This is a genomic window from bacterium, assembly GCA_035295165.1.
Taxonomy (GTDB): domain Bacteria; phylum Sysuimicrobiota; class Sysuimicrobiia; order Sysuimicrobiales; family Segetimicrobiaceae; genus JAJPIA01.
Genome location: DATGJN010000049.1, coordinates 94,866 through 117,931, shown reverse-complemented (window position 1 = coordinate 117,931; position 23,066 = coordinate 94,866). Strand labels below are relative to the sequence as shown.

The window sequence follows — 23,066 nt, the reverse complement described above, 5'->3', positions numbered from 1 at the left end:
GCCTGCAGGTGGTCTGAGTACATCAACTGGATCTGGCCGCTCTGGTGCGTGGCCAGCTCGGCCTGCGCGTACGTCAGCTGATCGCGCGCGGTGAGCGCCTGCGGGAACTTGTCCGTGTACGCCTTATATGACCCCACACCGAACGCCGACCGGCGGACCGCCACGTAGCCGGACGCCTCGCTCCAGCGCGCGGCCTGCTCGGGCGCGGTCATCCACTGGATGAACAGCCACGCGGCCCGCTGGCGGTCGGCGGGGATGCCCTGAAAGATGTAAAAGTTCCCGCCGCCGGTGGGGGTCCCGTACGTCTTGTCCGCCGGCATGAACGCCGTCCCAAACGGGAACTTGGCGTTGTCGTGGATAAACGTGAGGCTCCCGGTCGAATGGTAAATCATCGCGAATTGCCCGCCGACGAACGCCGTGGGAAGCATTCCCCAGTCGGTGATGCCCGTGGGCTCAGCGCCCATCGTCTGCAGCCGCGACCAAAACGCCAGCGCGGCGTGTGTCGCGGGCGTGTCGAAGAACACCTGCGTCCCGTCCGGGTTCGCCAGACGCGCCTGGCCCGCCTCGATCACGAACCCCTGATAGAGCCAATAGGTGTTTCCCGACGTTGGAATCCCGACGCCCCACTGCGTCACGTGCCCGGACGCATCCTTGATCGTCAGCTTCTGCGCGTCCGCCGCCAGCTCGGTCCAGTTCTTGGGAGGCGTCCGGGGATCCAGTCCGGCCTTCCGAAACGCGTCTTGGTTGTAGTACACGATGATCGTGCTGCGTTGAAACGGAATGGAGTATGTCGTATTCCCGATCTGTGCGTTGCGCATGAACGCGCTGAAAAAGTCTGCACGGAACCGGTCACCGCCGGCCTGCTGAATGAAGCCGTCCAGCGGGATGATCGCGTGTAGGTCGAGCAGCGTGAACAGATCGGTGGAGAGCAGGACGGCCACGTCCGGAGGGGCCCCGCCCATCACTGCCGTCTGGACCTTCGCCATCGTTTGGTAGTAGTCGCCAGCAAACACGGGCGTCACGTGCGTGCCGGGATGGGCCATGTTGAAGTCATCCACCAGTCCGTTCATGATCTTGGCGAGCGGACCGGCGACTCCGATAGGATAGTAGAACTTCAGCTCCACAGCCGCGCCCGCGGACTGCGCCGTAAACACGGGGAACGCGAGCGCCGCGACCACCAGCAGCACCACCCACCGCTTCAACACAAACTCACCTCCGCACGACCGAAGGGCTGCTTACACTGCCGGCCCATTTCCGGCCGGTTCGGTCGATCTCCTGCGTGGTGTCTGGAACGTCGGCCACGGAGCCGAGCACGCTCCCCGCGACATCCCGGGTCGGGTCGGAGAATCGCGCGGGCCGCATCAGCTGACGTGTATCACGTCGTCGTTATCCCTCGACGATGTTCGGGGGATGGTGTCTCGATCATTGTTCGATCCTTCGTTGAACAACGCCCGATGACCGGGAACTGTCTCCCCTGTCCCGGCCGTGGTATGGACGGTCGCTGGGCGGGAACAATAGTGTGTGTAGGACTATCGCGGGGGGAGCACCGTCACCGCGCCGATCGCGCGGCACGCGAGGGTCCACGATGACGAACGTTCCACCCGGGCGTTCCGCCCAATCACCCCGATGCCCCGCTGGATCTCGAGATCCGCCGTGTCGCGCCCCGAGCAACCCTGTGCGCAGGCACGCCGCGTGGCTCCGCGCCAACCCGGCGCGTGCGGGGTCGCGCCCGTGGTGGAAAGGACCTGAGCGAGTACGATCCAAACGAGCGCAGACCAAGGAGGAGAGCGATGAATAAGCTCATCAGTGCATTGCTGGGTGTGACCCTGAGCGCCGTTGTGCTGACCGGCCCGGCGCTCGCGCAGACCCAGCAGCCGTCCAGTCCCTCTGTGCAGCCGGTGCCGCAGGATCAAACCCAGCCCACAACCCAGCCCGGCGACCAGAGCCAGCCGCTCATGCAACCCAGTGAGGGCCAAGCCACTGGGCCGAGCACGACAATGGACGGCGTGATCTCGAACATCCACGTCTTCAACTGCGGCCTCACGGGCGGAGCACAGTCCGCGTCGACGCAGGACTGCTGGGCCATGCTCCAGGTGACCTCGGCGCCCGCGCCGGTGGATCCGGGGGTCGAACAAGGCAACGCCGTGTCCGCGATCAACCCGGTGACGGTGTTCGTGATGCCCGGGGTATCGGTCTCGATGCACCACACCGGTGCGTCGGTGCCGGTGACATACTTGCAGAAGGGCGATGAGATAGACATCTCATACCAAGCGGCCGATTTCGGCAACGTCGCAACTGACCTGACGCTCGTGGCGCGCCTTGGTAGCGGGTTGGGCGGCTACTAAGTTGACCTCATACCCTCGCCCCGCGGGGCGGCGTGCGGACCTCCGACGCCGCCCCGCGGTTGTCTCTTCCCGTCCACCCCGAGAGACGAGCGATCGCTCCTACTTGGGCTTCCAGAGACCGAGCGCCGCGCCGGTGGGGTCGAGGATCACGCTGAACCAACCGGCGCCCATCACTTCCGTGACGTCTTTCATGACCGTGGCGCCGAGTGATTTGGCCTTCTGTGTCGCCGCGCCGATGTCGTCCACCTGCACATAGGCCAGCCATGCCGAAGGCGCGCCGGGAACGGGGTGTTTCATGATTCCACCGCCGGTGCCCTCGCCCACAGTGATCATCGTGTACCCCGCGCCCGCCATGTCGACGTCTTCCAGCTTCCACGCGAATAGCTCCCCGTAAAACGCCTTCGCTTTGGCGACATCGGTGGTGTTCAGTTCGACGTGCACGAACGGGTTTGCCATGACGATCAGCCTCCTCAGCGTGCGAGTGTGTACTTCGATGCCCTTCGATCTTAAGACGGCGGTCGCGGCCCAAAATCGACAGCGAGGGGTTGACCCTCGACGGAGCCGGTTTGCACGGTGGCCAGCTTTCGACGGATGAAACGCCGCTCGGGCTCGGTTCCGGCAAAATCCAGCGCGCGCAGGAAACACAGCGCCGCCTCGTTGGGGTGTCCCAGCCGACGATGGAACTCGCCCTCCGCGAGGTGCAGAAACGGGTATCGCGCGAGTTGGCCCTCCGCCGGAATCATCTTCAGGGCGTCGAGCCCCGCGGCAGGGCCGTGGACCTGCGCAACGGCGACCGCCCGATTGATCAGCACGACGAGCGTCGGCTGCCGCTCCCGCAGGAGATCGTAGAGGGACAGAATCTGCTCCCAGTTCGTCGTGGTAAACTGCTCCGTCGTGGCGTGGATCGCGGCGATTTCAGCCTGCAGGTGGTAGACCGTGAGGGTGTCCCCTCGTGCAGCCCGTCCGAGATGGCGCAAGCCCCGATCGATCATCGACCGGTCCCACAGACCGCGGTCCTGGTCTGCCAGGAGCAGCAGGTCGCCCGCCGCATCGGTCCGGGCCGGAAGGCGAGCCGCCTGAAACAACATCAACGCCAGGAGGGCGTGACATTGGGGCTGCGCGGTGACGGCGTGTCCGGCCAACAGGGTCGCCAGCCAGATGGCCTCCGCGCACAGGTCGTCCTTGATGAGGCGATCGCCCGTCGTGGCGGCGTAGCCTTCCGTGAAAAACAGATACAGCACCTCAAGCACCACGTCCAAGCGCTCGGAGACGTGCTCGGGACTCGGGACCTCGAAGCGAATCCCGCGTTCGCGAATCAGGCGTTTGGCGCGCACGAGCCGCTGAGCCACCGCGACCCCGGTCGACAGGAATGCGCGGGCGATCTCCTCGACGCCGAAGCCGCACACGACCTTCAGCGTCAGCGCGATGCTTGCGGAACGCGGGAGCGCGGGATGACAGCAGGCAAAGATGAGCGACAGCCGGTCGTCCACCATCTCGCCGGCGGACCGGTCAAGGTCGTCGACCGCCGTCGTCCGGGGCTCCAGGACGCCCGCGTCCGCCCACACGTCCGCCTCGTCCGCGAACAAGTGCAGCTTCCGCTCGCTCTTCAAGACGTCCAGCACGCGATTGCGAGCCACCCGCATGAGCCAGGCCTGCGGAACGTCCGGGATGCCCTTGAACGCCCACAGCCGAAGCGCCTGCATCATCGCGAACTGCACCGCGTCTTCGGCCAGGTCGAAGCGGTGTGCACCGAACACTCGTACAAGCCGGGACACCAGCCGCCCCACCTCATGGCGGAACAGGTGGTCGACCAGCTGGTTGATGCTCTCGGGGCGCCCGTCCATGGGATCCGGCGGTCACCGGTTCACGGCATCGACTTCGCGCACCTCAATCCGCTGCCCCTCGGCCAGGTGGGGACACGTCCGAGCGATGTCAACCGCCTCGTTGTAGTCGACCGCGTCGATCACGAAGAACCCGCCGAGCACCTCGTGCGCTTCACTGTACGGGCCGTCGGTGACCGTGACCGCGCCGCCTTGGACCCGCACGTGCCGGCCGCCGTCATCCGTGAGTTTTTCCCCGCCCCGCATCTTGTTGCGCTGGACGAGGCCGTCCCGCCACGCCGTGTACTTGGCGATGATCCGCTGGATGTCTTCGGGCGACAACTCGCCGTCCCGGGTAGGCGATTGGTACAGAAGCAGCAGAAACCGTGACATACTCGACCTCCTCCACCGAGGGTGCCTGTCGTCGGACCCCTACGGTGGCACCTGGGAGACGAATGACGCCGCTCAAACTCGACATCGCGTCGGGGCGCGCTGTCGCTAGCGGAACAAATCGCGAGATGGATCGCGAAGTAGCGTCGCCGCCCCGCCGTCGCCCCGCGGCACGGGCGCCCCCCGGATCAACACGACGGGGGTCCCTTCGTCGCACTGCCCCTGCAGCAAGGTGGCCGCACCCGCCAGTTCGTCCGCCACCGCCTCGACCGATGTGCGCATGGTGTAGCCGTACCGGTCCGGCCGCCCGACAAGGCTGAGGAGCGGCTCGAGCCCCGCCGCGCCGATGCAGACGCCGACCGCCCCCTCGCGGTGCGGACGGCCGTGGCTGTCGTTGATCACGACGGCCACCGACGCACCGAACGCGCCGCGCACGGCCTCGCGGATCGCCCTCGCCGACGCGTCCGGATCGCGAGGCAGCAGGCTCACGACCTCCGGCCCGATCCCGACGTTGCTGTGGTCCACGCCGGCGTTGGCGCAGATGAACCCGAGCCGGTGCTCGGTGATGAGCACGCCGCCGTGCACCCGCACCACCTGCTTCGACTCCCGGAGGATCACCTCGATCAGGCGCGGATCCTTTCCGCCCTCCCGGGCCAGGCGCGTCGCCTCCTCCCCGGGCGTGATGTCCGCCAGATCGACGATGCTGCCTTCCGCCTTGCTGACGACCTTCTGCGCGATCACCAGAACGTCGCCGTCTTCCGGCACGGGACCGTGCGTTCGCAGCACATCGACCAGCAGGTCCGGCAGCGACGCGCCGGGGAGCACGTCGGGAATGCCCTCGATCACCGTGAGCGTCGCGGAGGCGGTCACCCGTCGTTCCCCGTGGGCGTAAACGCCGGCGGCGACGCGGTGAACGTCGTCCCGTGTGCGCGGGCGCCGCCGGACGTCGCCATCAGAGCCCGGTGATGCGAACGCCCAGTTCGTGGCGGTGGGCCTTGCGCCCGGTCCCGATCAGGAGCGCGGTCAGACGTTCGAGCGTGTGGGTCTGGCGCAGCGCCCCAACGTCTACCCCGCGGGAGCCCAACGCAGTCGCGAGCTCCATCACCCGGGCCTTCGCCTGCGCGTCGTCGCCGCAGACGAGGATGTCGCAGTCCACCGGGCGGCCGAGATCCGCGAGCAGCGACGCAGGAACGGTGTGGAACGCCCCAATGACCCGTGCCTCCGGACCGAGCGCCCGCTGTGCCGCCTCGGCCGCGGACCCCTCGGGCAACTGAACGGCGTACGATGGATTCTTTTCGAGCGGCACGGTTACGTCGACGATGATCTTGCCGGCGACCGCGGGGGCGATGGCCGCGACCGTCTCCGCGTGGGCTGCGGCGGGCACCGTGATCACGACGATCTCCGCGGCGCGCGCCGCATCGACGTTCTCCTGAGCCTGGACAGCGGCGACCTTCCCGACCATGGCACGGACCTCGCGCGCCGCCGCCTCGGCACGGTCGAGCGACCGCGAACCGATGATGATCGGTATCCCGGCCGCGGCCCACCGGAGCGCGAGCCCGAGGCCTTGCCGTCCGGTTCCCCCGATCACCGCGATCGCCACTGCCGCCCCCTCTTGCGGACTTCCACGCCTGCGCCGCCGCACCGGGCGGGGACGGCGCCGTTCGCCCGATGCCTCCGGATCTCCCGCCGCGTCCTACGCTGGGACCGCGGTCGCGACCGTGTACCCGTCGAGCCGCAGATACCGCGCGGCCGCCGCACCGATCTGTTCGGGCGTCACCGACCGGATCAGGGACGGATACCGCAGCAGGTAGTCCAGGCCTAGCTCGAACAGCTCGATCTCGAGGAGCGCCTGCCCGATCCCGGCGTCCGTCTCCAGCCGGATCGCGAGCGAACCGACGAGATAGTCTCGCGCGTCCTCGAGCTCGCTGCCGCGAACCGGTTCGCGGTGGAGGCCCCCGATCTCACGGAGAATCCCGGCGATCGTGCGGTCAACGTTCTTCGGGTTCACGCCCGCGCGGACGGCCCAGGGTCCGGCCAGAAACCCAGCCTGGGCCTGGCTGTAGACGTAGTACGCGAGCCCTTCCTCGTCTCGAAGGGTCGCGCCGAGCCGGCCCATGAGGCCGAGACGTCCGAGGATCAGATCGGCCATCATCGCCGGGTAGTAGTCTGGACTTGTTCGGCTGAACCCCGGCACGCCGAGCACGATATCGGCCTGGGTCTTGCCCGGGATGGCGACCGTACTGCGCTGCACCGACGCCGCGGGGCCGGCCGGCGGCACCGGCGAAGCATCGACTGACGGCCCGGCCTGCCATCCGGCAAACGCCCCCTCGAGCCGCGCCACCGCCTCGGCGGCCTCGACATCGCCGACTACGGCCAGGACCGTGCCGTGCGGACGGTACCACCGCCGGTGGAAATCCGCGAGCTGGTCCCGGGTGAGCGCAGCCACGGTCTCTTCCTCCCCCTCAAGAGGCCGGTGATAGGGATGGCCGAGGGGGAACGCCGCGGCGCGGAACGCCTTGTCCGCCATGGCGCGAGTGTCGTGGCGCGACTCCCGGATCCCGGTGATGAGCTTGGCGCGCTGCTTCTCGGTCTCGTCCGCCGGGAACGTCGGCCGGATCAGCACCTCGGCCAGCAAGTCGAGCATCCGGCCGGCGTCTTCGGACAAACACCGTACGCCGAACGACACGCCTTCGACGTCCGCGCGAACACTGAGACTCGCCCCGAGCGAGTCCAGCGTCAACGCGAGGCTCTCGGACGTGTGCAAGGCGGTACCGCGGGTGAGCAACGATGCGGTCAGCAGCGCCAACCCCTCCCGCCCCGCTGGCTCGCGAATCGCGCCGGCCGGGAGGTATCCCCGCACCGTGAGGGCGGACGTCGCGCGGCTTTCCCGCACCAGCGCGACAGCGCCCCCGGTGAGTTGGCGGCGCACGACGACCTCGGGCGTGATCGGCACCGCGGCCGGTGGACGGCTGGCGGGGCTGGTCGCACCGATCGAATCAGGCATGATGCGCCACCTCCTCGACCTCTGCCCCAGCCGTCCCAAGGATCTGCGAGTCCGGGAAATACCACCCTACCGTACGATTGCGGTCCGTGAACGTTCGGGCGGCAGCGGCGCACATCGCCTCCGGGGTGACCGCCGACAACCGTTCCCAAAACCCCGTGAGAAACTCGGCGCCGGCGACGATCTCCATGCTGCCGAGGAGCACCGCCTGCGGCGAGACCCCGTCCCCCGCGTACACCCACTGCGCACGTGCCTGCTTGAATACCTTGTCGAGCTCATCGGCACCGACCGGCTCGTCGGCGATGCGGCGCAGCTCATCGAGCACCGCCGCCTCGACGCGCTCGGGTTCGACGCCCGGGCGCAGCGTCGCGCCCACCTCGAACAGCGTCGGGTCGTGCGACGGACGAAACGAGCTGCCGGCGTCGACGGTGAGCTCCCGTTCCACGAGCGCGCGATACAAGCGGCTGCTCCGGGCTCCGATCCCCTCGCCGCCAAATACGCCGGGGCCCTTGAACCCCGAGAGCACCCCGTCCACGACGAGGAGCGGGAAGAAGTCCGGGTGCGTCACCTCGGGCGCGTGAAATCCCAGTTGCAGCATCGGCACCGCTCCCCCGGGGCGACGGACCACCACGCGACGTTCGCCTTCCTGGGGCGGCTCGACGCTGCGGACCTTCGGCGGCGGCGGGGCCGCGGGAATCCCGCCGAAGGCATCCTCGATGCGCCCCAGCAGCTCCCGCGCGTCGAAGTCGCCGACCGCGACGATGACCGCGTTGTTCGGCGTGTAGTAGGTTCGATAGTGGCGGTACAGGTCGTCCCGCGTGATCGCCCACAGATCGCTCTTGTAGCCGATGACGGCGTGGCGGTACGCGTGGACGCGGTACGCCGCCGACTCGACTTCCTCGTAGAGCGCATACTCGGGATTGTTCTCGGCGCCCTCTCGCTCGGAAATGATGACCGTCCGCTCGCTCTCGACCTCGGACGGTTCGAAGAGGGTGTTGACCATGCGGTCGGACTCGATCCGGATGCCGAGCCCCACGTGCTCCGCCGGCAGCGTCTCGAAGTACGCGGTGAAGTCTTTCCAGGTGAACCCGTTCCACGTGCCGCCGTGCCGGTTCACGAGCCGGGAGAATTCCCCTTTGCCGAGGGTCGGCGTGCCCTTGAACAACATGTGCTCCACCCAGTGGGAGATCCCCGTGACCCCCGGCACCTCGTTGCGACTCCCGACCCTGTACCACGCCCAGAACGTGGCAACCGGGGCCGTGTGCACCTCGCGCAGGAGCACGACGAGACCATTTGGCAGCACCGTACGGATCGTGGGCGTCATCGCCAGGCTCCTCTCGCTCTCTTGCCTCACGGGCGGGCCGACCCGCCCGGGGCGCGCGGGCGGCGGCTGCGAGCGGCTCCGCCGTCCGATGAACAGGCCCGGCGCGGCGAACCTGCGCCGGGCCCCGCCACGCTACTGGATCCTTTGAACCGCCGCCTGCACCTCGTCGTACGGCGGCTCTTGTCCGGGCGCATCGGACAGCCACACGTAGGCGACCTTGCCGTTCTTGTCAAGTACGAACACAGACCGCCTCGAGATCCCATCGAGCAGGCCAAGGAAGCTGCTGTCGTAGACGTCGAACGCCTTCATCGCCTGATGGTTGAAGTCGCTCAGCAGTGGGAACGTCAATTGATGCTGCTTCGCGAACTCCGAGAGCACGAACGGGGTATCCGCGCTGATGCCGAATACCTGCGCGTTCATCGTGTTGAACCGGCTCAGATCATCGCGGAACCGGCACATCTCCTTGGTGCACGTCCCCGTGAACGCCGCGGGAAAGAATGCGAGCACCGTGGGCTTCCCCCGCAGTTCGCTGAGTTTCACCGCCTTGCGCTCCCCGTTGACCAAGACCGCCTCCGGCGCCTGTTGTCCCACCGAAACCGACATACGCTCCCTCCTTGGTGATGCTTGTGCTGGATGATGCGCGACTCGCTTGGATGCTCCAGATGGGAAGCGCGGGCTTGGGATTCGACGGCCGATAAATAGGCACCGGGCCTCCACCCGCATTCCCTAGTATACTATCGCGCGGATGCCACCATGGGGTAAAACGACGCGCCAGATTCTCGAGATTCCGAGGTCGAGAGTTGACTCAGGGTCGACCAACGATCAACTACGCCCGCAATTCGCCGTCCGGATCGACACCCGAGGTCATATTATGCGAACATATGTACGATATATTGAGAACGACAACGTGCGACCTCGGACGGATACGGGAGCCCGCCTATGGCCGCTGGCGGTCGCCTAGTCGGTATCCGCGAAGCGCGCCAGCACGTCGGCCATCAACAACACCGTTTCGCGGAAGTCCGCCATGCGCACGTTCTCGTCCGGCGCGTGGGCGCGGGCGTTCCAGTACCCCGACCCCGTGCTCACCATCGGGACATTAAGCACGGGCCCGATATCATGCATCGGCCCCGTGCCCGCAGACGTCGGATACACGAGCACCGACCGCTTCGTCGTCGCCTCGACCGCCTGCCGAACCACGCCGACAAACCGGTCCGTCGGATCGGTGCGGAACGGAAACTCCGCGCCGAGCACGGTGATCGCGACATCCGTGAAGCCGAGCGCGTCGAGGTGCTTCCGCACGTTGCGCGCGACCTCGTGCGGATCCTGGTCGGGAACGAGGCGAAAGTCCACCTTCGCCCTCGCCACCTTGGGGAGCACCGTCTTCGACCCCTCCAGCGTGTATCCGCCCCAGATCCCGCAGAGCGTGCACGTCGGCGTGAAGAGAAGCTGGCGCACCGCATCCGGCCCGCTGACGCCGCCGATCAGCGTCTCCACGCCGGCCTGCCGGCGCACACCGTCCACGACGTCCGGCGGGATCTGGCGGATCGCGTCCTCCTCGGCCGAGGTCGGGCGGCGCACGCGATCGTAGTGGCCGGGAATCTGCACACGTCCGCTTCGATCTTTGAACGTGCTCAGCGCCCAGGTCAGGCGAAGCGCCGCCCCCTCGATTACGGCCCCAAACGACGAATGGAGATCGACCTGCGCGGTCGTCGCCTCAAGCTGCAGGTAGCAGATGCCTTTCATGCCCAGCACCAGGTGCATCCGTTCCTGGTGATCCCGCTCGCCGTACTCCCAGATGCAGGCGTCGGCGCGCAGTAGATCCGTGTGCGCCCGCGTCGCGGCCCCGAAGTGAACGCTGCTGACCTCCTCCTCGCCCTCGACGACAAACTTGACACGGCACGGCAGCCCGCCGTGGACCGCCCGCAGCGCTCGGAGCGCGGCGACGCGGGTGACGAGGTCGCCTTTGTTGTCGGCGATCCCGCGACCGATCAGGAGGCCGTCTCGTTGAGTCACGTCGAAAGCCGGCGCCGTCCATTCCTCGAGCGGCTCCGCGGGTTGGACGTCGTAGTGGTTGTAGAACAGGAGCGTCCGCGGCGACCGCCCGTCGAACTCGGCGGTCACGATGGGGCTCGCTCCGTCCTGTTCGATCACGGTCACGCGGCCGGCGGCGCCGCGAAGGAGGTCCCCGACCGCCCGCGCGCACTCGGGAATGCCCCGGCGCTGCGCCGCGACGGAGGGAATGCGGACCAGACCCCGCAGGTCCTCGAGCGTTCTCGGCATCTCACGATCGACGTGCGCGGTCAACGCGTCCATGCGTCCTCCCTTGGAATCATCCGGCCTGCTGCGGGTCAGAATTGGCGGCCGCGCGCGAGTTTCCCTGGCCACGGCCGGTCGCGCACCGCCGGGCACGGAGCGCGACGGCGTCACGCCGCGCGTTACAGGAGGAGTCTCGCGCGGGGCGGAATCTGCAGTACGCGTCCATTTCATCGGTTGAGGGGCCCCATGGAGACGCTCGCGCTGCTGGAATCACTGTCGAACACGTTCGGCGTCGCCGGCTTCGAAGACGACGTGCGCGACGTCCTGCGCCCGCTCGTGACGCCGCTTGCGGACGAGACGCGGACCGATCCCCTCGGGAACCTGATCGCGGTCCGCCGCGGCCGCACGGCGCGCGTGCTGATGCTGGACGCGCACATGGACGAGATCGGCTTCATCATCAACCACGTCGAGGACACGGGGTTTCTCCGATTCGCGACGATCGGCGGATGGGACGCGCGCATCCTCCCCGCGCAGGCGGTTACGATCCGCGCGCGGTCCGGCACGCTGCATCGGGGGGTGATCGGCGCCCTCCCTCCACACCTGCTCAGCGCCGACGAGCGCACGAAACCGCTCCCGATCGAGGCCCTGTTCATCGACATCGGCGCGGACTCCGCGGTCGAGGTCGCCGACCGGGGGATTCGCATCGGCGATCCCGGGACGCTCGCGTATCCGTTCGAGACGCTGGGAGACGGCAGCGTGCTGGGTAAGGCGTTCGACGACCGCGTCGGCTGCGTGGTCATGCTCAAGACGCTGGAGGCGCTGGCCGGGCGGACGCCCGAGATGACGGTCGCCTGCAACTTCGCGGTCGCGGAGGAGATCGGGCTTCGGGGCGCGCGCACGGCCGCATACCAGCTCGACCCCGTGATCGCGCTGGCGCTCGAGGGCACCGTCGCCGCGGATGTCCCTGGCGTATCGGGCGCCCGCCAGGTCACGCGCCTGGGCCGTGGGCCGGCGATCTCCGTCGCGGACAACTCGATCATCGTGCGGCCTCAGTTCGTGCGCGCGCTCGAGCGCATGGCGGAGGCGCGCGGGATCCCCTACCAGCTCAAGACCCCGCTGTTCGGCGGCACGGACGCGGGCGCGATCCACTTGAGCCGCGGTGGAGTGCTCGCCGGCGGGATCTCCGTGCCGTGCCGGTACATCCATACGCCGCTTAGCCTCCTGCGACTTGGCGACGTGGAGGGCGCGATCCGGCTCGTAACCGCGTTTGTGGAGGAGGCGCACACGCTCGTTGGGTGACCATGCCCCCGCGCAACGCCATCGGTCGGCAGCGACGTACACCGTCCGGCCGATGACCGACCCCGCAACGCTGCGGCGCTGCGAGGCGCTCCAGATGGCCGTGTGGGGGATGCCTGCCGTCGAGATCGTCCCCCTCAACCAACTCGTCGCCGCCGTCTCCGCGGGCGGGTTGGTCCTGGGCGCGTTCACCGCGGACGACGAGCTCATCGGCTTCGCGTACGCGTTCCCAGGCCTGCGGCCCGAGGGACCGCTGTGGTACTCGCACATGGCTGGCGTCCTCCCCGCGCACCAGGGGGCCGGGCTGGGCCTCCGCCTCAAACGCGCCCAGCGCGACGCGGCGCTCGCCGCAGGGCTCGACCGCATCGTGTGGACGTACGACCCGCTCCAGGGCCGCAACGCGTGGTTCAACTTTGACCGCCTCGGCGTCGTGGCGTCGCGATACTACGTGGACTACTATGGCCAGATGACCGACGCGATCAACAAAGGCCTCCCGAGCGATCGATTCGAAGTGGACTGGTGGTTGCGGTCGCCGCGTGTCGTCGCCCGGCTCGCCGGAGCCCCGCCTCCGTCGACGGCCACGTCCGCGTGGGCCCTCACCGCGGCGCGTGGCGCGGACGGCGCCGCGCCCGGGCCCCTCTCGCCCCCGGCGACCCCCGACCTCGCGCTGGCGGACCCGTGCCTGCTCGTCGAGATCCCCGCGGATCTCGCCCGCCTCAAAACGCACGGCCCCGCGGCCGCACTGCAGTGGCGGGAGGTGACGCGGCACGTGTTCCTCCACTACTTCGGCCGCCGGTATGAGGTCACCGCGGTGGTCCGCCAGGCAAGCGCGGGCAGCCCCCGCGTCGCCTACGTCCTTGAGCTGAAGGGAGTCCTGTCGTGAAGATCGAGCGCATCGAACTCCGCCAGATCCAGATGCCGTACGTGTTTCCGTTCGAAACGTCCGTGGACCGGGACGATAACAAAGACTGCCTCCTCGTCCGCATTTGGGCGGACGGGGTGGCGGGGTGGGGCGAATCACCGGTCACGGCGAAGCCATACTACAAAGAGGAGACGATCGACACCGCCTGGCCGATCCTCGCGAACTTCGCGATCCCGCGCGTGCTCGGCCGCGAATTCTCGGATCCTCGGGAGATCGCGCACTGGCTCCACCCCATCCGGCGGAACTATCTGACCAAGTCCGGCCTGGAGGCGGCCGCGTGGGATGCGCACGCGCAATCCCGGGGCATCTCGCTCGCACGTGCGCTCGGCGGCACGCGCGCGAAGGTGGCCGTCGGGATGAGCGTCGGGATCGAACCCACGGTGGACGCGGTGCTCCGGCGGATCGAGACGTGGCTTGGGCAAGGCTACCAGCGGATCAAAATGAAGATCAAGCCGGGGTTCGACCTCGAGGTCGTGGAGGCGATTCGGCGCCGCTTCGGCCCGATCGGCCTGCAGGTGGACGCAAACACCGCCTACACGCTCGAGGACACGGCGCGCCTCCGGTCGCTCGACGCGTACGATCTCATGATGATCGAGCAGCCGCTCGACCATGACGACATCATCGACCACGCCACGCTGCAACGCGAGCTGCGCACGCCGCTCTGCCTCGACGAGTCGATCTGTTCGGCCGAGGACGCGCGCAAGGCGCTGGACCTGGGTGCGTGCCGCATCATCAACATCAAGGCCGCACGCATGGGCGGCCTCGCCGAGGCGCTCCGGTGCCACGACGTGTGCCGCGCCCGCGGCGTGCCGGTGTGGTGCGGCGGCTTTCTCGAAACGGGCGTGGGCCGGGCGGCGAATGTCGCGCTCTCCGCGCTCGAGAACTTCACGCTGCCCGCCGACCTCGGCGCAAGCCGCCGCTACTTTCACGAGGACATCATCGATCCGTGGTTCGAGGTCAACGCGGACGGCACCGTGGATGTTCCCACGGGCCCGGGGCTGGGGGTCGCCGTGGTGGAGCCGCTCGTGGAGAAGTACACGCTCCGCAAAGAAACGTTCCGCGCGCAGGGAGAACGCACGCACGGAGGAGGACGAACGGCGTGAGCCCCGACGTGGAAACGACGGTAGACACCGTAACCAGGGCGGTCCGGGCCGACCGGCTGCAGCAGTCCCTCGAGTGGTTTGCCACCGTGCGCCGGGACACGGGAGGGCCCGGCGAGGCGCGGGCCGCGGCGTACATCGCCGATCAACTCCGCGGTACGGGCGTGCCGGTGACGGTGCATGAGTTCGACGCCTATTTGAGTTACCCGATCCGGGCGACGCTGCACGTGCTGGAGCCGGAGCCGATGCAGCTGCGCTGCCTGACCCACTCGTTCGGTCGAAGCACAGGCCCGGACGGGATCGTCGCCGATCTGACGTACCTCGCGGACGGCAACCTGGCACGCGGCGCCGGCGAAGCCGCGCTGATCGACGGGTTAGCCACACCGGTGACGATCATGCGCGCCACGCGGGCTGGGTGCGCCGCGGTGATCTTCGCAAACCAGGACCGCGTCATCCACAACATGATCGGCACCACGATCTGGGGCACGCCCGGGCTGGACCAGTTGGACCGGCTGCCCCACGTGCCCGTGGTCTCGGTCAACAAGGAGAGCGGCGACGCGCTGAAGCGACTGCTCGGCGGCGGCGCGCGCGTGCGCGCCAAGATCACGACCGAGGTCACGACCGGGTGGACGCCGGCCCTCCTTCCCGAGGCGCGCATCCCCGGCGTCGACGAGCCGGAGCTGTTCGTCCTGGTCGGCGCCCACTACTGCTCCTGGGACGTGGGCATCACGGACAATGCGACCGGCGACGCGTGCCTGATCGAAATGGCCAAGGTGCTCTGGGAGCACCGCGCCGGGCTCAAGCGCAGCGTGCGGCTGTGCTGGTGGCCGGGGCACTCCCACGGCCGCTACGCGGGCTCGACCTGGTACGCGGACCAGTTCTTCCAGGACATCGCGGACCACTGTCTCGCCTACCACAATATCGACTCCCCGGGCGTACGGGGCGCGACGAAGTATGTCGCCCGGCACACGACCGCGGAGGTCGAGCGGTTCTGCCGAGGCGTGATCGAGCGCGTCACCGGGCAGGCGAACGCGCCGATCCACCGCCCCTCCCGCGCGGCGGATCAGTCGTTCCTCGCCAACGGCGTGCCCGCGTTCTCGACCTACCCGTTCCTTCCCGACGGTCACCCCGACCAGCGGCCCTGGACCGGCGGTGCGGCGAACGCGTGGTGGTGGCACACCGAGTTCGACACGCTCGACAAGGCGGACGTCGAGATCCTGGCGCTCGACACGCGGGTGTCGCTGACGGCGATTGTCGAACTGGCCAATGCCCCGGTGCTGCCGATCAGCCACGTCGACGGCGCGAACGAGATCCGCCGGGTCCTGACCGCCATCGCGGAGAAGACCGGAACGCACCTGGACCTCTCCCGGGTGCACGCCGAGGCCGAGGTGTTCGCCGCCGCCGCCGCGAGGTTGGAGGACGCTGCGGCGAGCGCGCGGAGCGCCGCGGCCCGGCGGCCCCTGAACGAGTCGCTCATCCGGATCAGCCGGATCCTGACCTCGGTCGTCTACAGTCAGGGGGGGCGCTTCCAGCACGACCCCGCGGAATGGTCGCCGATCATGCGGGCCACGACGCAGTCCACGCTCGCCGCGCTCGGCCAGGCGGCGGGCCTGCCGCAACTCCACGGCCAGGCGACGTACGGGTTTCTTCGGGCGCAGGTGACCCGAGAGGCGAATCGCGTCGCCTCGGCGCTCCGCGACGCGACGCGCGAAGTGGAGACGACGCTGTCGGCGATCGATCGCAAGAGATAGCCAAGCAGCGACGCGGAGGGGGCCGGCGCGCGCCGGCCCCCCTCCGATCGCCTCTTGAAGCGCGCGGTCGCTTCAGGCGCCGCCGACGGCCTCACGCGCTTGCTCAAGCGCCCACACGAGCCGGTTCTGGCCGCGGGTCAGGTGCGTCCGGAGCACCCCCTCCTGGCCGGCGTCCCCGCCCGCGCGCGCCAGTCCTACCGCTGGGGAGAGATCCGGGAGAGGTGGCACGTTGACGGCGGGGTCATGCCAGAACGCCGGCATCCGGCTGTAGTTGACCGGGATCAGCAGGCGCCCCAGTCGCCGCTGCGCGGCGTTGAAGCGCTTCACCGCTGGGGTCTTCGCGGTGCCCCGCGCTGGCGCCTTCGCGTAGAATCCTTCGAGGGCGGCGTCCAGTCCGTCGAGCGCCGCGCGCGCGGGGCCAAAGTCGAACCGGCCCCCCGCGGCCTGCTCGTAGCCGGCGAGCGTCGCACGGAACTCCCCGACCGTCCTCGTCCAGTCCAGCGGGTGCAGCGGCGCGTTCAGCGTCCGCAGCACCGAGGCGGCGTACACGCGCATATCGCGCAGCAGGTTGTCCTTGTCGGCGATGTCCATGAGGTCGTCCTCGGTGTGCCACGCGATGTTGCCGCCGCAGCCGCCGACCGCGTAGTAGCCCTTCGCCGCGCGGTCAGCCTCGGCCATGGTGGAGCTCAGCATGAAGAACGACGACAGCCCGATGTTGTTGAACGAGTAGTCGCCGGCGCGCGGCGGCCGCTCCGGCTCGGGGGTGATGCCGGTCGTCGCCCGGATCACGCTGTCGACCAGCGGCACCGTCTCGCTCATCGCCGTGAGGTGGTTGTACGTGGTCGCCCACCGGCAGCCCGGCGAGTCGCAGTTGACCTGCGCCACGCAGGACCGGGCCAGATCGATCGCGTGGGTGTCGGCGTACCATGTCGAGCCGGCGTACCGGCCGTGCGAGTGGCCCGACCACCACGCGATGCGGAGCGTGCGCGAGAGCCGGCGGCGATGCCGCCAGAACACGCGGGCGAGCTCGAGCAGCGTTGCGTTCCCGGTGGCATTGTCCCCGACGCCGAAATGCCACCCGTCCAGGTGTCCGTGCAGGAGGACGAACTCGTCGGCGGCGTGCCGCCCCGGGATCTCGGCGACGAGCACGGGGATCGTGCGCCACCCGGTGTCGAGTTGGGTCGAGACCGAACCCCGGCTTGCCTGCTGGGCCTCGCGGATCAGCGCCTGCCCGTCCGGCAGGTTCACCGCGACCACCGGGATCGTCGGCTGCCGCACGGCCGAGTCGACATCCGGCGTCCCCCAGATGGTCGTGCAGATCCCCTCGTGAATGTTCTGGCCGGGGTTGACGAAGATCCCGGCGAGCGCGCCGGCGGCCATGAGATCCTTGACCTTGCCGGGGGACGCCATGCCCTCGGTGACGACGATCTTCCCGGCGACGCGCGTGCCCCCAAACTCCACGCCGGTGGAAAACACGTCGCCCGCGCTCTCGCCGCCCACGCCCCGAACGTACACGAGCTCGCCCGACACCTCGCTGCCGCCGGTCGACACCGACATCGCCGGCGTCTTCGCCCGGTAGGACGTGCCGTTGCAGCGGACGCCCGACGGCCCGGGGATCGAGATGAAGCACAGCGGCTCGTGCAGGTGGTACGGCACGCCCCATCGCCCGAGCTGCGCGATGAGGATTTCGAACGCGCGCCTCTCCTCGGGCGACCCCGACAGGCGCGTGAGTTTCGAGAACTGTTCCACCACCCGCCACGGGGCCTTGAGCGAGACGGCGTCGAGCACACGACGCTCGAGCTCGCCGTCGCTCCACCCGGTGATCTCTGCCAGACGGCTCATCCGGTTCTCTCTCCTTTCCTGAATGCCGAACTGTGGAACGCGGACCTAGTCAAGAATGAGACGGGCCCGATCGCCCTCGATCTCGAGCGCGGTGCCGAACCCCCGTGACAACTCCCGGAGCCAGTCCACCACGCGACGGGCCTCGCCGCCCGTTGCGAGCTGCGGAAAACCCTGCGCGTCCACCACCGCCGGGATGAGCCAGACCCCGAGGCGCGGCCCAACCGCCGCCTGGACGATGACCGACTCCGGCGCCATAAACGCCCGCGGATCCTCGAACAAGAAGTTCCCGGCGCTGTAGAAGATCGGCCGACCGCGGTAGACTTCGATCGGGTGCAGCGAGTGCGAGTGGTGCCCGAAGACGATGTCGGCGCCGGCATCGATGAGCGCGTGGCCGAGCGGCCGCTGGTATTCGGCGAGGCGGCCCGACACCGGGGACAACCAGTGTTCGGGCACGCCCCAGTGGATGCCGACGATCACGGTCCGCCCGTCGACGCGCAGCGCGGCGATCCGGTCGCAGACGCGTTGTTGGTCCTTCGCCGACGTCCACGTGTGTACGATCGGCATCGTGCCGGGCTGCTCGACCATCAGGTTGACGTCGGTCTCGAAGGAGAACCCCACGTCGATCGGCGCGATCCCCGGTTTCCCGGGGCGCGCCGCGGACTCCACCGGCAACGTGCACGCGACGCTGAGGAGCGCCACCTCCGCTCCGCCGGCCCGCAGCCGCGCCGGCGCCAGCGCCTCGTCCAGATCCGCGCCCGCGCCGCAGCAGGCGATCCCGGCCTCGCGGCAGGCCGCAACCGTATCGTGCAGGCCGTCGGGGCCGTAGTCGCACACGTGATTGTTGGCGAGCGTCACGGCCTGCACGCCCATCGCCTGCACGTCGTGCATTACGTCCGGATCGGATCGCAGGTTGCTGTGCTTCGGCACCTTCGATCCCCGTCGCGACAGCGGCATCTCGAGGTTGGCAATGACTAGATCGGCCTCGCGCATCGCGGCGATCGCCGCCTGAAACCCGGGCGCGTTCCCGCGCCCGCTCCGCGCGAACGGACGCTCGATCATCACGTCGCCGACGAGACTGACGGTCCCCGACCCCGTGGTGTTCATGCGCCTCCCTTTCCAGGCTGCGCCTGCGTCTCCGCGCGCTAACCCGCTCGCTGAGTCTTCGACGCGGGCGCACCCAGAGCCCTGGCGGCTAGACGTCGCTTTCCCGGTACCGAGGATCCAGCGCGTCCCGCAGCGCGTCGCCGAGGAAATTGTAGGCCAGGACGGTGCACACAATCAGGAGCCCGGGGTAGATCGGCAACAGCGGGTTCTCCCACACGTACGCCTGCGCGTTGCTCAACATGTTTCCCCAGCTCGCCTGGGGCGGCTGGATGCCGAGGCCGAGGTAGCTGAGCGCGGACTCGAGCAGGATGGCGTTTGCCACCCCGAACGTGGCGGCCACGATGAGCGAGGGCACCGTTTGGGGAATGATGTGGCGCCCGAGGATCCGCGCCGAGGTTGCCCCCAACCCCTGGGCGGCGAGGACGAAATCCAGCCCGCGATAGCGCAGGACTTCCCCGCGCACGATCCGAGCGACGACCATCCAGCTGATGAGACCGATCGAGCCGACGATGTTCCAAAACCTCGATCCGAACACCGCGACGACGATGAGCACCAGGAAGAAGTACGGGATCGCGAGCATCCCGTCGGTAAACCGCATCAGGACGGTGTCGACCCACCCGCCGAGGTATCCCGCGAGACTCCCCACCAGAGCGCCGATCGCAATCGCGAGCACCATCGCGATCAGTCCCACGGTCATGCTGGTACGGGCACCGGCGATCACCCGCGCGAGGACGTCCCGCCCGCTCTCGTCGGTGCCGAGCCAGTGCGCGGGCGATGGGGGCGCGTTGGTGTTCGCGATGTCCACCGCGTTCGGGCTGTACGGGCTGATCGCCGGGCCGGTGGCCGCGACCGCGTACATCAAGAGGAGGAACACGGCCGAGACCACCGCCACGCCGTTCGCGCGAAAGCGGCGCCATCCGGCCCGCCCTCGCGGCCTCCCGGATCCCTTCCCGTCGGCGTTGCGCTCACGCACGGATACCGTAACCGCCATGCGCCCCTACCCCAGCCGGATCCTCGGATCGACGTACCCGTAGGCGAGGTCGGTGAGCAGGCTGCTCCCGAGCGCGACCACGGCGACGGCGAGCGTCGCGCCCAACACGACCGGGTAGTCACGGGTCGCGGCCGATTGGACCGCGAGCTGCCCGATGCCGGGCCACGAGAACACGGTCTCCGTGATCGCCGTGGCGCTCACGGCGCGCGGGAGGTACACGCCGACAATCGTGATCACGGGGATGAGCGCGTTGCGCAGCGCGTGACGGAACAGCACGACCCGCCCGGACAACCCCTTCGCGTGGGCCGTGCGGACGTAGTCTTCGCCGAGCGCGCCGATCATCGCCGACCGAGTGTAGCGGGTGATCTCCGCGAGGTTGGCGATCACCAGCACGAACACCGGCATCAGCAGGTGCCGGATGCGATCCCCGACGGAGAACGGCGCGCCGATCTCGTACATCCCGCCCACCGGCAACACCTTGAGCTGGACCGAGAACACCACGATCAGGACGATCCCGAGCCAGAACACGGGCGTGGAGATGCCGAGAAAGGCGACCCCGGCGATGACCCGGTCGAACGGTGTGTTGCGGTGGGTCGCGCAGGCGACGCCGAGGGGGATCGCGATGGCGAGCGAGAGCCCGAGTCCGAGCCCGGTCAGCGCCAAGGTGTTCGGAATGCGCGTGGCGAGGAGGCGCGGGACCGACTCGACGGTGTTGTAGCTTCGTCCGAAGTCCCCGTGCAGGACGCCTCGAAGCCAGCGCGTGTACTGCACGGGCAGCGGGTCATCCAGCCCGAGGTTCGCGCGGAACTGCGCGATCTGGTCCCGGCTGAGATCGGGGTTTTGGAGCATGGCGGGTCCCCCGGGCGCCGCGTGGATGAGCACGAACGTGACGACACTCACGATCCACAGGAGCCCGATCGCCTGGAACAGGCGGCGCACAAGGTAGCCGGTCATCGCGCGTTCATCGGGTGCGACGATGGGCCCGCGAACGCCCCGGGGCGTTCGCGGGCCCTGCCGCCGAGCGTGGAGCCCCTCAGACGATCGTCACGCGAGCCAAATCAGCGACGCCCACGAGAGGGCGTCCCGATATCCGATCAACGGCAGTCCTTGCGTGCGCGAGCTGAGCGCCTGGAGTTCCGGCGGGTAGTACAGGTACACCAGCGGCACGTCCTTCGCGATCACGGCCTGGATCTCGTGATACATGGCGATCCGCTTCTGCTGATCGGGCTCGCTGCGCGCCTTGATCAGCATCTGGTCGAGCGCCGCGTTCTTATATCCCCACCAGTTGTCCGAGGATCGGCTGTAATAGTGATCGTACAGATCGGCGTCGGGCGGAGTGATCCACCACTCCATCAACAGGTCGTACTTGTGGTCATGGTACTTCTGCAGATGCACCGGCCAGTCCACGATGTCGAGCGTGACGTCGAACCCCAGCTTCTGGTACTGTTGCTGGGCGTACGTCATCACCTGCTCCATCACCGGGTAGCCCTTCGGCCCGTTGAACAGCAGCGTGAACTTCTCGCCCTTCGCGTTGGCGAGGGTCCCGTCGGCCCCCTTCTTCCACCCGGCCTCGGCGAGCAGTCCCTGCGCCTTGTCCAGGCTGTACGGGTACGTCTCGACGTTCGGATTGTAATACGCGCCGAGGAGCGGGTTGATCGGGCCCGTCGCCGGACGCCCGTCACCCTTCAGGACGTTCTTCACGATCGCGGCCTTGTCGATCGCGTACGTCAGCGCCTGCCGGACGCGCACGTCCGCGAACTTCGGCAAGTCGTGGTTGATCGCGAAGAAGTAGTAGTTGACCTGAGGGGCACGGCGGAGTTCGATGCCCGCCGCGCCCTGGACCGCCGGGACCTGCGGCGGATCGATCACCGAAAAATCGATCTCGCGGGCCTTCAGCTGCGCCAGGCGGGCGTTGCTGTCGGGGATCACCTTGAACACGATCCCGTCGAGCATCGGGGCGCCGAAGTAGTAGTCGGGGTTGGCCGCGACCTCGAGGTAGCTGTCCTGCGCGAACGCCTTGAACTTGAACGGCCCGGTCCCCACGGGGTTCCGGATGAACTGCACCGGTTGGTTCAGGTCCTGGTTCTCCAGCAGATGCTTCGGGACGATCGCGACGTTGTAGCCCAGCATCACCGGTAGCGATGCATACGGGTACTTGAGCGTAAACTTGACGGTGTTGGGGTCGACGACCGTCGTCTGCGCGATCGCCGACACCACGCCGGCCATTCCCGCGTTGACCTTGGGATTGAGCGTCGCGTCCATCGTGAACTTCACGTCGTCCGCCGTGAACGGCTGGCCGTCGTGCCACTTCACGCCGGAACGCAACCGGAACGTGTACTCGGTCAACGTGGCGTTGGTCGTCCACGACTGCGCGAGATCGGGGACGACTTGAATGGCGCCATTGTGCAACTGGTACTTCACGAGCGTGCTGAAGATCGTCTTGTCGACCAGAATGTCCACGAGCTTGCCGGGAATCGTGATCGGGTACGCAGTCGGATTCCCGGGGATCGCCATCCGCCACACGCCCCCGCGCTTGCCGACCATCGCCGCCGCCCGCGTCCCGGTCGGCCCCCCGAGCACCGAGCCCAGCCCTCCGGCCGCGGCGGCACCGAGCGCGGCCATTCGAATCAGCTCACGGCGCGACAGACGCGCGCGGGGCTGACGATCAGCGAGCACGTTCTCGATCTTCATGTTTGACATGACCTCCCCCGTTCAACGGCATGAACGCAATCCGCAAGGTATTCCAAGTTCGTTGCGCGGGCGTCGGGCCCCTCTCCGTGCGCCGTGCCTTCGCGGCCGGGCCATGTGCCGGACAGCCCGCTGGCCAACTGAGGTAACGGTGCAGTAACGGCCCCGCTCCTACGGGCGCGGGACGGAACGCCCCCGCGTGCGCGATCTCACAGTACGCCTCGCGTTCCTCGTGG

Annotated in this window: 20 protein-coding genes; 5 read left to right on the top strand and 15 right to left on the bottom strand. The window is 68.5% G+C overall.

What is annotated here, in order from left to right; translation table 11 throughout:
* Window positions 1–1,205, bottom strand: a 1,205-nt coding sequence (locus tag VKZ50_07765) for an ABC transporter substrate-binding protein (GenBank protein HLJ59613.1), incomplete at its 3' end; no start/stop codon positions are given.
* A gap of 585 nt (window positions 1,206–1,790) precedes the next feature.
* On the opposite strand from VKZ50_07765, the gene VKZ50_07760 reads away from it, so the two are divergent.
* Entirely contained in the window at window positions 1,791–2,345 is a 555-nt protein-coding gene (locus tag VKZ50_07760; GenBank protein ID HLJ59612.1) for a hypothetical protein, read from the top strand.
* 99 nt (window positions 2,346–2,444) lie between these two features.
* Here VKZ50_07760 and VKZ50_07755 read toward each other — a convergent pair whose 3' ends face one another.
* The 9 genes from VKZ50_07755 to VKZ50_07715 form a co-directional block, all read right to left on the bottom strand.
* Window positions 2,445–2,801 (bottom strand): VOC family protein, encoded by a 357-nt coding sequence (locus VKZ50_07755; GenBank protein ID HLJ59611.1) that lies wholly within the window; start codon window positions 2,799–2,801, stop codon window positions 2,445–2,447.
* Window positions 2,802–2,851: 50 nt separating this feature from the next.
* Window positions 2,852–4,189 carry a DUF6596 domain-containing protein gene (locus tag VKZ50_07750; protein HLJ59610.1) on the bottom strand — a complete coding sequence of 446 codons (1,338 nt, stop codon included), beginning with the start codon at window positions 4,187–4,189 and terminating at the stop codon, window positions 2,852–2,854.
* 12 nt (window positions 4,190–4,201) lie between these two features.
* A complete protein-coding gene (locus VKZ50_07745) occupies window positions 4,202–4,558 on the bottom strand; it encodes a YciI family protein (GenBank protein ID HLJ59609.1) in 357 nt (118 codons plus the stop codon).
* Between the two features lie 105 nt (window positions 4,559–4,663).
* Window positions 4,664–5,425 carry a coenzyme F420-0:L-glutamate ligase gene (gene cofE / locus VKZ50_07740; GenBank protein ID HLJ59608.1) on the bottom strand — a complete coding sequence of 254 codons (762 nt, stop codon included), beginning with the start codon at window positions 5,423–5,425 and terminating at the stop codon, window positions 4,664–4,666.
* 82 nt (window positions 5,426–5,507) lie between these two features.
* Window positions 5,508–6,155, bottom strand: a complete 648-nt coding sequence (npdG, locus tag VKZ50_07735; protein ID HLJ59607.1) for an NADPH-dependent F420 reductase — start codon at window positions 6,153–6,155, stop codon at window positions 5,508–5,510.
* A 93-nt stretch (window positions 6,156–6,248) separates the two neighbouring features.
* Entirely contained in the window at window positions 6,249–7,559 is a 1,311-nt protein-coding gene (locus VKZ50_07730) for a pitrilysin family protein (GenBank protein HLJ59606.1), read from the bottom strand.
* Window positions 7,552–8,880: a pitrilysin family protein gene (locus VKZ50_07725; GenBank protein HLJ59605.1), complete on the bottom strand. Its 1,329-nt coding sequence runs from the start codon at window positions 8,878–8,880 to the stop codon at window positions 7,552–7,554. Before VKZ50_07725 ends, VKZ50_07730 begins: the two co-directional genes overlap by 8 nt.
* A gap of 132 nt (window positions 8,881–9,012) precedes the next feature.
* Window positions 9,013–9,483 (bottom strand): peroxiredoxin, encoded by a 471-nt coding sequence (locus tag VKZ50_07720; protein ID HLJ59604.1) that lies wholly within the window; start codon window positions 9,481–9,483, stop codon window positions 9,013–9,015.
* A 354-nt stretch (window positions 9,484–9,837) separates the two neighbouring features.
* Entirely contained in the window at window positions 9,838–11,193 is a 1,356-nt protein-coding gene (locus VKZ50_07715) for a M20/M25/M40 family metallo-hydrolase (GenBank protein ID HLJ59603.1), read from the bottom strand.
* A 189-nt stretch (window positions 11,194–11,382) separates the two neighbouring features.
* Here VKZ50_07715 and VKZ50_07710 point away from each other — a divergent pair, with 189 nt between their 5' ends.
* The 4 genes from VKZ50_07710 to VKZ50_07695 are packed head-to-tail and all read left to right on the top strand — an operon-like array spanning window position 11,383 to window position 16,205.
* Window positions 11,383–12,435, top strand: a complete 1,053-nt coding sequence (locus tag VKZ50_07710; GenBank protein HLJ59602.1) for a M42 family metallopeptidase — start codon at window positions 11,383–11,385, stop codon at window positions 12,433–12,435.
* Window positions 12,428–13,315, top strand: a complete 888-nt coding sequence (locus VKZ50_07705) for a GNAT family N-acetyltransferase (protein ID HLJ59601.1) — start codon at window positions 12,428–12,430, stop codon at window positions 13,313–13,315. Before VKZ50_07710 ends, VKZ50_07705 begins: the two co-directional genes overlap by 8 nt.
* Complete coding sequence (gene menC, locus VKZ50_07700) at window positions 13,312–14,457, top strand: o-succinylbenzoate synthase (GenBank protein ID HLJ59600.1); 1,146 nt, start codon at window positions 13,312–13,314, stop codon at window positions 14,455–14,457. Before VKZ50_07705 ends, menC begins: the two co-directional genes overlap by 4 nt.
* Window positions 14,454–16,205 carry a M28 family peptidase gene (locus tag VKZ50_07695; GenBank protein HLJ59599.1) on the top strand — a complete coding sequence of 584 codons (1,752 nt, stop codon included), beginning with the start codon at window positions 14,454–14,456 and terminating at the stop codon, window positions 16,203–16,205. Before menC ends, VKZ50_07695 begins: the two co-directional genes overlap by 4 nt.
* 72 nt (window positions 16,206–16,277) lie before the next feature.
* On the opposite strand, the gene VKZ50_07690 is transcribed toward VKZ50_07695, so the two are convergent.
* The 5 genes from VKZ50_07690 to VKZ50_07670 form a co-directional block, all read right to left on the bottom strand.
* A complete protein-coding gene (locus VKZ50_07690; GenBank protein ID HLJ59598.1) occupies window positions 16,278–18,047 on the bottom strand; it encodes a M28 family peptidase in 1,770 nt (589 codons plus the stop codon).
* 45 nt (window positions 18,048–18,092) lie between these two features.
* Window positions 18,093–19,151, bottom strand: a complete 1,059-nt coding sequence (locus tag VKZ50_07685; protein HLJ59597.1) for a CapA family protein — start codon at window positions 19,149–19,151, stop codon at window positions 18,093–18,095.
* 88 nt (window positions 19,152–19,239) lie between these two features.
* Complete coding sequence (locus VKZ50_07680) at window positions 19,240–20,142, bottom strand: ABC transporter permease (protein HLJ59596.1); 903 nt, start codon at window positions 20,140–20,142, stop codon at window positions 19,240–19,242.
* A 6-nt stretch (window positions 20,143–20,148) separates the two neighbouring features.
* Window positions 20,149–21,096: an ABC transporter permease gene (locus VKZ50_07675; protein HLJ59595.1), complete on the bottom strand. Its 948-nt coding sequence runs from the start codon at window positions 21,094–21,096 to the stop codon at window positions 20,149–20,151.
* Between the two features lie 90 nt (window positions 21,097–21,186).
* The gene (locus VKZ50_07670; protein ID HLJ59594.1) at window positions 21,187–22,833 is read right to left on the bottom strand and encodes an ABC transporter substrate-binding protein; all 1,647 of its coding nucleotides are present in this window, start codon (window positions 22,831–22,833) and stop codon (window positions 21,187–21,189) included.
* Window positions 22,834–23,066 lie beyond the last annotated feature (233 nt).